The sequence below is a fragment of the Kaistella sp. genome, assembly GCF_041824135.1.
Classification (GTDB): Bacteria; Bacteroidota; Bacteroidia; order Flavobacteriales; family Weeksellaceae; genus Kaistella.
Map to the genome: position 1 here is coordinate 12803 of NZ_JBGZYM010000113.1, position 12630 is coordinate 25432.

14 protein-coding genes are annotated in these 12630 nt (G+C 35.8%); 4 read left to right on the forward strand and 10 right to left on the reverse strand.

Annotation, left to right across the window (positions count from 1 at the left end; translation table 11 throughout):
* Positions 1-9: 9 nt before the first annotated feature.
* From ACEYOS_RS14145 to ACEYOS_RS14190, 10 genes are all read right to left on the reverse strand, one after another.
* Positions 10-1170: a 3-hydroxyacyl-CoA dehydrogenase NAD-binding domain-containing protein gene (locus ACEYOS_RS14145; protein ID WP_373709469.1), complete on the reverse strand. Its 1161-nt coding sequence runs from the start codon at positions 1168-1170 to the stop codon at positions 10-12.
* The gene (locus ACEYOS_RS14150; protein ID WP_373709468.1) at positions 1167-1982 is read right to left on the reverse strand and encodes a GLPGLI family protein; all 816 of its coding nucleotides are present in this window, start codon (positions 1980-1982) and stop codon (positions 1167-1169) included. Before ACEYOS_RS14150 ends, ACEYOS_RS14145 begins: the two co-directional genes overlap by 4 nt.
* Positions 1983-2075: 93 nt before the next feature.
* Positions 2076-2873 (reverse strand): enoyl-CoA hydratase/isomerase family protein, encoded by a 798-nt coding sequence (locus ACEYOS_RS14155; RefSeq protein WP_373709467.1) that lies wholly within the window; start codon positions 2871-2873, stop codon positions 2076-2078.
* Positions 2874-3032: 159 nt separating this feature from the next.
* The gene (gene paaD, locus ACEYOS_RS14160) at positions 3033-3500 is read right to left on the reverse strand and encodes a 1,2-phenylacetyl-CoA epoxidase subunit PaaD (protein WP_373709477.1); all 468 of its coding nucleotides are present in this window, start codon (positions 3498-3500) and stop codon (positions 3033-3035) included.
* A 221-nt stretch (positions 3501-3721) separates the two neighbouring features.
* Positions 3722-4471, reverse strand: coding sequence for a 1,2-phenylacetyl-CoA epoxidase subunit PaaC (gene paaC / locus ACEYOS_RS14165; RefSeq protein ID WP_373709466.1), 750 nt, complete (start codon positions 4469-4471; stop codon positions 3722-3724).
* Positions 4472-4557: 86 nt separating this feature from the next.
* Positions 4558-4839 (reverse strand): 1,2-phenylacetyl-CoA epoxidase subunit PaaB, encoded by a 282-nt coding sequence (gene paaB, locus ACEYOS_RS14170; protein ID WP_226063146.1) that lies wholly within the window; start codon positions 4837-4839, stop codon positions 4558-4560.
* Positions 4840-4874: 35 nt separating this feature from the next.
* Positions 4875-5945, reverse strand: coding sequence for a DUF695 domain-containing protein (locus ACEYOS_RS14175; RefSeq protein ID WP_373709465.1), 1071 nt, complete (start codon positions 5943-5945; stop codon positions 4875-4877).
* Positions 5942-7171 (reverse strand): imidazolonepropionase, encoded by a 1230-nt coding sequence (gene hutI, locus ACEYOS_RS14180; protein ID WP_373709464.1) that lies wholly within the window; start codon positions 7169-7171, stop codon positions 5942-5944. Before hutI ends, ACEYOS_RS14175 begins: the two co-directional genes overlap by 4 nt.
* Before the next feature lie 231 nt (positions 7172-7402).
* A complete protein-coding gene (locus tag ACEYOS_RS14185) occupies positions 7403-8548 on the reverse strand; it encodes an MFS transporter (protein WP_373709463.1) in 1146 nt (381 codons plus the stop codon).
* Positions 8549-8638: 90 nt separating this feature from the next.
* Entirely contained in the window at positions 8639-9304 is a 666-nt protein-coding gene (locus tag ACEYOS_RS14190; RefSeq protein ID WP_373709462.1) for a transporter, read from the reverse strand.
* A 105-nt stretch (positions 9305-9409) separates the two neighbouring features.
* On the opposite strand from ACEYOS_RS14190, the gene ruvB reads away from it, so the two are divergent.
* The 4 genes from ruvB (at position 9410) to coaE (ending at position 12582) form a co-directional block, all read left to right on the forward strand.
* Complete coding sequence (ruvB, locus tag ACEYOS_RS14195; protein WP_373709461.1) at positions 9410-10432, forward strand: Holliday junction branch migration DNA helicase RuvB; 1023 nt, start codon at positions 9410-9412, stop codon at positions 10430-10432.
* A 139-nt stretch (positions 10433-10571) separates the two neighbouring features.
* Positions 10572-10949 carry a GxxExxY protein gene (locus ACEYOS_RS14200; RefSeq protein ID WP_373709460.1) on the forward strand — a complete coding sequence of 126 codons (378 nt, stop codon included), beginning with the start codon at positions 10572-10574 and terminating at the stop codon, positions 10947-10949.
* A 115-nt stretch (positions 10950-11064) separates the two neighbouring features.
* Positions 11065-11931: an MBL fold metallo-hydrolase gene (locus ACEYOS_RS14205; RefSeq protein WP_373709459.1), complete on the forward strand. Its 867-nt coding sequence runs from the start codon at positions 11065-11067 to the stop codon at positions 11929-11931.
* A gap of 24 nt (positions 11932-11955) precedes the next feature.
* Entirely contained in the window at positions 11956-12582 is a 627-nt protein-coding gene (coaE, locus tag ACEYOS_RS14210; protein ID WP_373709458.1) for a dephospho-CoA kinase, read from the forward strand.
* The last annotated feature ends 48 nt before the right edge of the window (positions 12583-12630 follow it).

A 12630-nucleotide genomic window follows, 5' to 3' on the forward strand; every position in this document is an offset into this window, starting at 1 on the left:
TAATTTTAATTATCTGATTAACAAGTCTATATGAGCCTGCATTTTACGAAGCAACGGGCTTTGACGATATCGTTCTTCCTGATATTCGTCGTACAGTTTTTGTAAAGTCTCTGAAATTTTTTCAAAGCCAATATCAAAGCCCCATTGCAGCAAACCTTTCGGATAATTCACGCCTTTTTGCATCGCTAATTCTAGGGCTTCGTCGTTGGCAATTCCGAGTCGTTTTGCTTCTACGGCTTCGTTGATTAACATTGATATAATGCGCATGAAGATTTCTTGGTAGAGTTCCTCATCTATTTCTGGTGCAGGTTTTTCTGCGTTTTCAGCATAATCATAAAAGCCTTTTCCAGTCTTGCGACCGTGTAATTTCGCCTCGCTCATTCTTTGTTGCAGCAAACTCGGTTTGTATTTCGGATCGTAGAAATAATCGGCGTAAACGGTTTTGGTTACGGAGAAATTAACATCGATTCCAATGAGATCCATCAGTTCAAACGGTCCCATTTTGAAATTTCCCAAAGTTCGCATCGCATCGTCAACCTGTTCCGGTGTGGCGATGTTTTCTTCAGCAATTCTCAACGCTTCTCCATAAAACGGACGCGCAATTCGGTTCACAATAAATCCAGGAACATCTTTCGCAATCACCGGAATTTTTCCCCAACTTTCCATTAAAGTGGTAATTTCGTTGGCTAAAGTTTTCTCGGTTAGTAATCCGGGAATCACTTCTACCAAAGGCATTAAAGGAGCCGGGTTGAAAAAGTGAATTCCAATAAAACGTTTCGGATTCTTTAATTCAGATGATAGGGAAGTGATCGAAATAGAAGAAGTATTGCTCGAAATAATGCATTTCTCAGAAACAATTTCTTCTAACTGCTGAAAAACTTTAGTTTTAATTTCTTTGTTTTCAATAATCGCTTCAATCACCAAATCACAATCTTTGAAATCCTGAAGCTCCGAACAAGGCTTTATTTTACAGAAAATATCTTCGCTTTTTTCTTCTGTAATTTTTTGTTTTTCTACTAATCTGCCCAGAATCTTTTTAAGGCTTACTAAAGACTTTTCTGTTTGAGCAGAATTTGTATCATATAAATAGACCTTACAACCAGAAGTTGCGGCAACTTGTGAAATCCCAATTCCCATGGTTCCTGAGCCTATAATTCCTATTTTATTCATGGTTTAATTAAATCAATTTCGATGATATTATTATCTTTTTTAATTTCTTCCAGCATGTTTTTTTCAGCACCCCTAATCATCTCTGCATATTTTGCGTCAGGAAATCTTTTCTTGAGAGCAATGGCTGGATATTTTCTATTTTCCTTAAATACTTTTTCAAATTTCACGTAAGGAATGGCGATCCGGCGATTGCCAGTATTTTCTGGATATACAAAATGATAATTCAAATTTTTAATCCCTTTTAATTCAAATTGGTGACTTTTAGACTCGTCTTCTATTTTTACGATTAAGCCTGGCAAACCTTTAAACTTGTAAGGACCATCTTGAAAAGGAATATCTTTTGTGAACCAAGCTGTCCATTTTCTACCACCAAATTCTGCGGTAGCTTTTTGAGCTTTATAATCTAAAACAGAGATATACTCTGGGTAAAGTTTCCATTTAATATCAATATTTTGCTGAACTAAGTAATCAGATTCTGCGATCTTTGTCAGATATTCAATCGTATTAGAATTGCTTTTTTTAACTACGCGATCTCTTATATTTATTTTATTTCTTTTTTGTGGTGGAGCAGGTGGTTTAAGAAAATAAGATCCATCTTTGATTTCTGCGTGTATGGTAGAATCTGAAACAAATTGTTCGTAATTAAAATATTCAGATTTTTCATGATCGATATTTAAAACCATTATCGCAGAAAAATGAACTGCTTTTTCCGTAGAATCAGGTACCGTAATATACTCGTATAGAAACTGTTTTGTTTGTGCAAAATAAAAATTTGCGATCAAAATTAATAAAATTACCTTTAGTTTTTTCATCCAATTTCTGTAAGATGTTGATTTGATGATGTGTTAATGTATTGATGCGTTGATGAGAGAATCGTCAAATAACCACATCATCAAATCATCCAATTACTTTCCTTTATATTCCGGTATTCTTTTTTCTAAAAATGCAGAAACTCCTTCCATAAAATCTGCTGATTCGGCCGCGGTTTGCTGCAGTATTCCTTCAAGATCCAACTGCTGACTCAAAGTATTATCATAAGATTCATTGAAAGCTTTTTTTGTTAAAGAGATTGCTTTCGTTGGTAAATTAGAAATCTGAGTTAAAACTTCCATAGCACTTTCTACGAAATTTTCATCTGGAAAAGCATCTGCAATTAAACCTAATTTTTTAGCATCTGTCGCCGTAATTTTCTTTCCTGTAAATGTTAAATAGTTGGCTTGCTGTCTTCCTAAAAGTTTTGGTAACCAATACGTGCCGCCTGTATCCGGAATCAATCCGATATTAACAAAAGCTTGAGAAAAATAAGAAGATTCCGTCGCTAAAGTAAAGTCACAAATCAAAGCTAACATTGCACCAGCACCAACTGCAGGGCCATTGACTAAAGAAATGACCGGTTTTCTCGCCTGAGCAATTTCTTTGACCAACGGATTGTAATAATCAATTACGATTCGCTGTATAACTCTTTCTTCATCAGGATCACTGAAAGACATGGCGTCTTTCAAATTTTGCCCCGAACAAAAGGCTTTACCGCGACCTGAAATCGCCAGGCAACGAACATTTTCATCGCGACTTCCATCATGAACGAAAGTGCGAAGTTCGCTAAGCGTAGTTTTATTTAAACTGTTAAATGTTTTCTCATCGTTTAGATAAGCGATCAATAATTTCCCGTCAATGTGAGATTCTATTTCGAGTTGCGTGTACATATTAAAGTGTTGATTTGATAATGTGTTAATGTGATCAGGTTTTTCCTGATTATTAATTGGATTTTAACGAAGATAAAGGTTTAATTATATTTAAAATAATGCTTTGAATAATGCTTTTTCAATCATCAAATAAGCACATGGTCAAACCATCAAATCACTTTAATGACATTTGAAATAATCGAAGGGCTCCAAACAATCGTTACATTGATAACTCGCTTTGCAAAGGGTAGAACCAAACCGGCTGATCTGCTTCGTGTTTTCTGAGCCGCATCTCGGACATTTCTTTGGAACGTTCAGATGATCTTCGTGATTGCCTTTTTCAGGGGGTGTAATTCCGTAAACGCGAAGTTTTTCTCTGGCTTCGTCGGTAATCCAATCCGTTGTCCAAATGGGAGCTATTTTTGTGATCACTTTGGCCTGAATTCCTTTTTCCTTAAAGAGTTTTATAATATCTTCTTCGATATTGAACATGGCCGGACAAGCCGAATAAGTCGGGGTAATCACGATTTCTACTTCTTTGTCAGAAATCATTTTTGCTTCCCGAACAATCCCAAGTTCCACAATGTTGATCACTGGAATTTCGGGATCAGGAATTTGGGAAAGAATTTCGAATAAGTCGTTTTCTATTTTAACCACGGAATTATATTTTTTTTAACCACAAAGTCACAAAAGTATTATGATTGTTAAAGTGAAAATGATGTTTTTGAAAGTTTACAAAATAGTAATTGAAATTTTCAACTACAAAGTGACAAACACTTTAAATAACGCAATTGCTGAATAAAGTTCACAAAAGCTAAAATTAATAATCTTGCAACTATCAACTATCAACTATCAACTATCAACTGAATTTACCAGGCGCAGTTTGGATACGTTTTTTGCATAAACTGCAGTTCACATAAGATAAATCCGAAATATTCGGTGTGATAACCGGTTCTTGAACCTTTTTGCATAAAGTCACTTTCCGGGATTTCTAATCCAAAGTTTTGGAAATCTTCAGTAACGGTTTTCGTCCACTGTTCCTGGATTTCTTTTCCATCAGGTATAACATCTAATTTTGCCAGATCTTCTTCACCAATAGTTTCAGCAAACATTCCGCCGGTATATTCCCAAAGATTTTCAACTGCATTTTTCACGCGGGTTTTACTTTCTTCAGTTCCGCCTGCAAACATTTTGATCCAGGTTGACGTGTGCGTGTAATGGTATTTTACTTCTTTCAAAGATTTTTCAGCGATGGCAGCAATTTGTTCGTCGCTGCTTTTCATTAATTCTGTATAAAGAATTTTCTGATAAACCGAAAAGAAATAAACTTTCAAAATCGTGTTTGCATAATCACCATTTGGAAGTTCTGATAACTGACAATTCAGGTATTCTTTTTCCAACCGCAAAAAAGCCAAATCATCCTCCGATTTTCCAAGATTCTGAATTTGCGCTGCGTATTTATAAAAATTATTCGATTGTCCGAGATAGTCTAAAGCGATATTGGTCAAAGCGATATCTTCTTCCAGATAAGGTCCTTGCCCGCACAGTTCACCCAGTCTTTGACCAAAAATCAAAGTATCATCGGCTAATTTTAAAGTATAATTAAAAAGTGGATTCATTTATTATTTGTTGGGTGTTAGATGTTAGGTATTGGATGTTCGGCGTTGTCAAAAACATCTGACGTCCTACATCCATCATCTTGCATTTACATGTTTTTCACATCATTCGGGATTTCGTAAAAAGTCGGATGGCGATAGAGTTTATCATCTGCCGGATCGAAAAATGCTTCTTTATCAATTCCTTCCGAAGTCACCAAATATTTACTTGGAACGACCCAAATTGAAGTTCCTTCCATTCTTCTGGTGTAGACATCTCTTGCTGCCTGCAAAGCCATTTCAGCCGTTGCTGCCTGTACGATTCCTGCGTGTTTGTGGGAAAGTCCTGGTTTTGTTTGAATAAAAACTTCCCACATATCTAAGTTGCTCATTGCTGTAAATTTTATGGTTTTAAAGATAAAGATTTTTAATGAATTCCGTATCGTTCGAATGATTGCCAATACTTATCTTTATATATTTCAAAAGACATATCGTAGTCAGGATATTTTTCAACCGTTTCTGCCAGAACTTTTGAGATCTTTCGAAAGTCTTTGCTGACGAAATAAATTTCTCTAATGTTATCGGCAGTTTCCCGACCGAGATTTAAATTTCCTTCTTCGGTTTTCAATTCAAGCGTCATTTCATCTTCAATCAAATTAAAAAGGTCGTAATCTTTATCATCAGGGAAACCATTGTTCTCATCTCCTTGGTATTTAATTCTTAAAACCGAAATCCATGGATGCGAAGCTTTTTTGTCCCACTTCAATAAATCGACATTAACGGTCGCGAGCATGAGAAAGCCATTTTCCAAAGTCCCTTCTAATAATGAATAGGAATCTTCGGTAGTTTTAATAGTTGCAGCGTCATACTTTTCTGTAAATTCTCTTTCTCGCCAGCTCAAAAAATCTTTTAACTTTTCAATCGGAATCAATTCTTTCTCAGCGTCATTTTTATTGGATATACTAAAGTTGTCGATTTGAGTAACGAAATTAAGCTCACCTAAATAATTGTCAATAAAGAGATAAGTTCCGTTAATGACTTCATTTTCATTTTGATCATTTAAATCATCATGGACGAAAATTAAATCAATTTCATCAGGATAATCTTCATCGTCATTCGAGTAGAAATAGATATTTTCTTTGCTGAAAATATGATCGCCTATTCTGAGATTCACGTCTTCGATATCCAATTCTGGTTTTAGTGCTGTAAATTTCCAATTTTCAAGTGCTGGAGAAGCTGCCACGAGTTCTTGGGCGTAAACGATATCTTTAATATTTCCATCGACGGTGATAATGAGTTCAGCCGTAGAGTCATCATGCATTCCGGCCAGTAAGAAGAATTGTTCATTCAACTCTTTTAACTTGTGTAAGTTTACATCTAGAAAATTTACTTCCACATCATCCTCATCTTTTAATATACTGAAAAATTCTTTTTCTTTGGTTTCAAACCAATTCCAAAACTCTTGAAATGAATGATTATTTATAATTTCTGCGCTCATAAAATTTGTTTTTCTCCGTCAATATAAACAGTTTCTGCTTTTAAACTTCCCTGGTGATAAAGAACGTTTTGGAAATTATCAGTTTTAAATGCAACGAAATCTGCTTTCTTTCCTTTTTCTAAAGTTCCGCGGTCTTCTAAATTTAATGCAAAAGCTGAACGGAAAGTTAGTCCCGCCAGAACTTCCGCCGTTGACAATTTTTCGAACGTGGCTAAAATACTTGCCTGAGTAATTAAATTTCCCATTGGTGCAGAGCCTGGATTCCAATCGGAGGCGATGGCTAGAATTCCACCGGCATCTAAAATTTTTCTGGCTGGGGTGAATTTTTCACCCAAACCTAAACTCGCTCCGGGAAGCGCTGTTGCCACGGTTTCTGATTTCGCTAAAAAATCAATATCTTCATCAATGGTAGCTTCCAAATGATCTGCTGATTTTGCTCCAACTTCAACCGCAATTCTTGAACTTCCAGAGGTGAACTGATCAGCATGAACGGTAATTTCAAAACCTAATTCTTTCGCTTTCAATAAAAATAATTTACTTTCGTCTGGTAAAAAAGCCGATTTTTCTATAAAAATATCAACACGCTTTGCGAGATTTTCTTCTTTTACTTTGGGTAAAATTTCCTCTAAAATATATTGTAAATATTCCTGCGAACTTCCTTCGAAATCTCTCGGTTTCAAGTGAGCCGACAGACAGGTCGGAACCAAAGTCGCTTTCGTAAAAGTCTGTGCTTTTTTAATAACACGTAACATTTTCAATTCGTTTTCAACGTCTAAACCGTAACCAGATTTTACTTCAATGGTTGTAATTCCCAATGAAATCAGGAAGTTGATTCTTTCTAAAATGGTCTTTAACAATTCTTCTTCGCTCGCTGCTCTGGTGTGCTGAACGGAACTCCAAATTCCACCACCACTTTCTGCGATTTCTAAATAAGTTTTCCCACCGTTTCGCATCGCAAAATCATTCGCACGATTTCCACCAAAACAAATGTGCGTGTGAGAATCAACAAAAGCCGGTAAACAGATCTGTTCACCTTCTATGTTTTCAATTTCAATATTGGGAAATTGATTTTTTAAATTTTGAAAAGAATCTACATTTTCGATCGTGCCATCTTCAATTAGAAGTCCACCATCAACGATAATTTCAAGTTGATCATCTGATAGTTTTCCACGCAAAGGAAGATTAGCAAGTGTTACAATTTGTTTGAAAGGTCCAATTAATTTCATCAAGAAGATTTTTAAATATTTTTAAGTAGCATTTGAGAATTTATAAAAAAAAACTCAAACACATCAATCACATTAGCAAATTACATTTCTTAAATTTATTTGAGCACATTAGTTTTAAAAATCTTTGATTTTTATCTTTTGTAAACTTTTTTATTAAGATTATTTTTTCTTAAAACTTATGTGACTTATTTGGTTGAAAAATCGAACATGCTGTGAACAATTTTTAGCAATTTACTCAGTTTTCTTTAAATGATCGAAAACCATTTTGGATAGCGGAATAAACATTAAGCCAGCAACCATGAACGTAATGAAAGCTCTCTGCAATCCAAAGGCACTTGCAAGATAACCAATAATCGGCGGCCCTAAAAACATGCCGACCGTAGAGTAGGTGCTGATAATTGAAATCACAATCGGAACGGAATATTTTTTAGCTTTACCAGCAAGGATGAGAGTCATCGGGAAAAGACCGGAAACGCCAAAGCCCACCAGACAAAAACCAATAAGAACCGGGACAATGGTTGGGAAAAGCGTAACGATAAGAACTCCGGAAACGATCAATATGGAACTTACCATATATAGTTTTTGCATGCCAAATCGGCCCATCAGATTGTCGATCGTTAACCTCGAAATTGTCATACAAACCATGAACAGGAGGTAACCGTACGTGAAAACTTCTTGATTAACAACTTCTTTTAAATAAACCCCATTCCAGTCATACATTCCGCCCTCGCAAATTGCGGCGAAAAAAACCATAAATCCTAGCAGGGAAATATATTTGCTGGGTTTTTGAAATTTGAATGGATTGCTTGATTTGGCCTTGTCATTTTTAATGAGAAGAGGAAACATGGAAATAATCAGTACGATCCCAAACAACATCACCATCAAAAAATGCCAGAAAATAGAGATCTCATATTTGAGCATAATAGTAGAAAAAAGCACTCCTACAATACCGCCAATACTCCAAATGCCATGAAATTTTCCCACGATTTTTTTTTCGAATTTTTCTTGTAGAGAGAGTGATTGCGTATTGATTGCAACATTTATAATTCGGAGAGATAAGGCAAATAAAAATAGCGAGACGATCAATCCAACCAACGAAAAGCCCCAGCCTAGGGAAAATAGAGATAGTAGAAATAGTACACTTCCTAATTGGAGCGGAATCCTGCTGTTATATTTTGCGACCATCCAACCAGAAAGAGGAATGCCAATAATGGCACTTGCAGGCATGATCATTAATAAATTTCCTAATTCTCCTTCTGTAAGAGTGAAAATAGATTTGATGGTTGGTATTCTGGAGGCGAAAGTAGAAAAACAAATTCCAGATAAAAAGAAATAAGACGATAGTGCAAATCTTTGCTTTTGAGGTGTTGAAAACATAATCGCGCAAAACTACGAAATTAGAGCTCTAAATGGCGAGCGTTTTCAGCATTAATTGATATCGATTGAATTGCTTTTATTATAAAAAATTTATTTGAACTGATAAGAAATCCCGGTACTTAAATAGTATTCAGCGGAAATGTTTTGCGGATTACTGCCAGCAGATATATCCAATTGAAGCCGTGGAGTCGCGAGGTAAGTGAGACCAAAATCGACGCCATGTTCGGGAGAGAGATTCGAATTGAAATAGCCATAATATTCTGTGAATATCGCCAGCCGATCAGTAAAACTATAATCCAGACCAAAGGACAGAAAATAATAATCCTTCATTTCTTCTTTCAGATAACCGATGCCGGCAGAACTTCCAAAATTTTCAGTTAACTGTTTGTCGGAAGCTAATATGAAGGAATAATTCTCCAACTTAAAATCTGAATCTGCAATCGAAGTGAGCGAAGGCGCATAGTCGTCACCTTTTAAAAAATTATATTTTGAAGAAAATCCGTAAGTGCTTTCAGACGAGTTGCTTAAGTCTTGAATGGTTTGCAAACGAACTTCCCATCTTTCCGTCAATCCAAAACGAATAAGATGATCTGAGGTGAATCCTTTTGTACTTCGGTTGTAAATGATTCCACTTTCTAACTGAATTGATTTTGGAGAAATGATGGTACTGGCAGTTCCTTCTCCAGGTCGATCTGTTTCCATTTGGGCAAAATGAAAAACTGGGAAAAACATCACCAAAAAAACTGCGTATTTCATAGGAAGTAAATATAAATTCTTTTTCAAGGATAAAAAATTATTTGAGCTCAACTTTCAGACGTTTTGTTGTAAATATATTATCTTTGGATGATTTCAAATATTACAATGTCAGATTTCCTACACCCCGATAAAGAGAATTTTTCCGAAGATGAATTAATGCACGAGGAAAAGATCCGTCCGCAGAGCTTTCAGGATTTTGCCGGACAACGAAAGACTTTGGATAATTTAGAAGTTTTCGTAGCAGCCGCAAAAAACCGAAATGGTGCTTTGGATCACGTTCTTTTACACGGTCCACCCGGCTTGGGGAAAACTACTTTGGCTAATATTATCGCAAATGAATTGGGAGTTGGCTGTAAAATAACTTCGGGTCCTGTTTTGGATAAACCTGGAAGTCTAGCTGGATTGCTGACCAATCTTGAGGAAAATGATGTTTTATTTATCGATGAAATTCATAGACTTTCGCCGATTGTTGAAGAGTATTTATATTCGGCGATGGAAGATTATAAAATCGACATCATGCTGGAAAGTGGTCCCAATGCGAGAAGTGTTCAGATCGGTTTGAATCCTTTTACTTTGGTCGGAGCAACGACCAGAAGTGGAATGCTTACAAAACCAATGTTGGCAAGATTCGGAATTCAATCAAGATTAGAATATTATACGATCGAACTTTTATCAATGATCATCGAAAGAAGCGCACGGGTTTTAGATGTTAAAATCTATGAAGATGCTGCTTTGGAAATTGCGCGTAGAAGTCGCGGAACACCCAGAATTGCAAATGCACTTTTAAGAAGAGTTCGTGATTTTGCTGAAATTAAAGGAAATGGTGAAATTGAAATTAATATTACCAAATTTGCTTTGAACTCCTTAAATGTTGATGAATTCGGACTCGATGATATGGACAACCGAATTATGCGGGTGATGATTGAAAATTTCCGTGGGAAACCCGTGGGAATTTCTGCATTGGCAACTTCGATTGGTGAAAATCCAGAAACTTTGGAAGAGGTTTATGAACCATTTTTAATTCAGGAAGGGTTTATCATCCGAACGCCGAGAGGAAGAGAAGTGACCGAGAAAGCGTATAAACATTTGCAGATCGCGATTCCCAGAAGACCGGATGAACTTTTTTAGATATTAAACGTCAAATTTGATGAATGTTTAAAACGCAATGGGCGCAAAGAAAATTTAATATATTTGTGTTTAATAGGTCGCAAAGGCGTTTCACTCAGCAATGGCTTGATTTAATGTCTTAAAATTATATGATTGGAATATGAATGAAAATGAGATTTCAAAAATTGTATTTGAGTCGGGTTTGAAAATTCATCGGAAACTTGGAGTGGGCCTTTATGAAGTAGTTTACGAAGAATGTTTAGTTTACGAATTAAGTAGAAACGGTTTGAAAGTTGAAAAGCAAAAAGATATTCCAATTGAATATGAAGGATTGGTTATTGAAAAAGCTTTTAGAGTTGACTTATTAATTGAAGATAAAGTAATAATAGAGATTAAAGCAGTTCCCGAAATTAATAGTTATCATACCTATCAACTTTTAAATTATTTAAGAATTACAGGATTTAAACTGGGAATGCTTTTGAATTTTCACTCTTTATTATTTAAAGATGGCGTTAAAAGAATCGTAAATCATTTATAAAACAGTAGTCCTTCGCTGAGTGAAACGCCTTTGCGAACTTATTATTTGATCAGAAAGAAAAAATCTTTGCGATCGTTGCGTTAAAAACAGATCAAAATTTAAAAGATAAAATTTTATGAAACTCTATCCTATACAGTGCGGAAAATTTAAATTAGATGGTGGTGCCATGTTTGGTGTGGTGCCGAAAACCCTTTGGCAACGGACGAATCCGGCAGATGAAAATAATTTAATTGAATTAGGAACACGCTCACTTTTGGTGGAAGACGGTAAAAAACTGATCCTTATCGATTGTGGTTTGGGAGACAAACAGAATGAGAAATTTTTTGGTCATTACTCGCTTTGGGGCGATGATAATTTAGATAAAAACCTGAAAAAATATGGATTCGTCAAAGAAGATATCACTGATGTTTTTTTAACGCATCTTCATTTTGACCATTGTGGTGGCGCGATTGAGTGGAATGACGACCGAACCGGTTACCGATCTGCTTTTAAAAATGCACAATTTTGGACCAACGAAGAGCACTGGAAATGGGCGACTGAACCTAATCCAAGAGAGAAGGCAAGTTTTTTGAAGGAGAATATTATGCCGATGCAGGAAAGTGGACAGTTGAATTTTTTACCAACGCCACAAAATGGAAATTACGGTTTCGCTCCAGATTTGAAGATGGATGTTATCTTTGTGGATGGACACACCGAAAAACAAATGCTTCCAGTAATTCAGTATCAGGAAAAAACGATTGTGTTTGCTGCAGATTTAATTCCGACTGTTGGTCATATTCCACAGGTTTATGTGATGGGTTATGATACGCGTCCGCTTTTAACAATGGAAGAGAAGGCGAAGTTTTTAAAGCAATGTGTTGATAATGAATATCTCTTATTTTTCGAACATGATGCGCACAATGAATTGGCGAGTTTGAAAATGACAGAAAAAGGTATTCGCTTAGATGAAACCTTCAGCATGAATGAAGTTTTTGGATATTAAGATTAGAAAAATTAAAATAAAGTTATGATAGAAGAAGAAGCTGAACCCGAACCCAGGGACAGTACAAAGATTATTGGAATAACCGGTGGAATTGGCTCCGGAAAATCAACGGTGTCGAAACTGATCGAAGAAGCAGGTTATCCTGTTTATTACTCAGATATTCGGGCGAAAACAATTGTGAACGATCATGCACAACTTCAGCAGCAAATCAAGCAACTTTTAGGAGAACAATCCTACGATGACAATGGTTTGTATGACAGGAAGTACGTGGCTGATATTGTTTTTGAAGATGAAACCATATTATTGAAACTCAATTCGTTGATTCATCCCGCTGTAAAAATAGATTTCGAAAACTGGGTGGATCAACAAACGACTCCATTTGTTTTTAAAGAAACAGCCCTTTTGTTTGAATTGAAATTAAACGAAAGTTGCTACCAATCTCTTTTAGTTACTGCTGACGACAACTGCAGATTAAAAAGGGTGATGGATCGCGACTACAAAACATATCGGGAAGTCGAAACTATCATGTTGAGACAAATGCCGGAAAAAGATAAAGTAAAAATGGCAGACTTTGTTATTTATAATAATGATGGTCTGGAAGAGCTTGAAGCGGAAACAAAAAAAATACTGACTGAAATAGTGGCTTCTTAATTAAAGTTTCTGAAGAAATATAAAACCTGAATTCAATATGAATTCAGG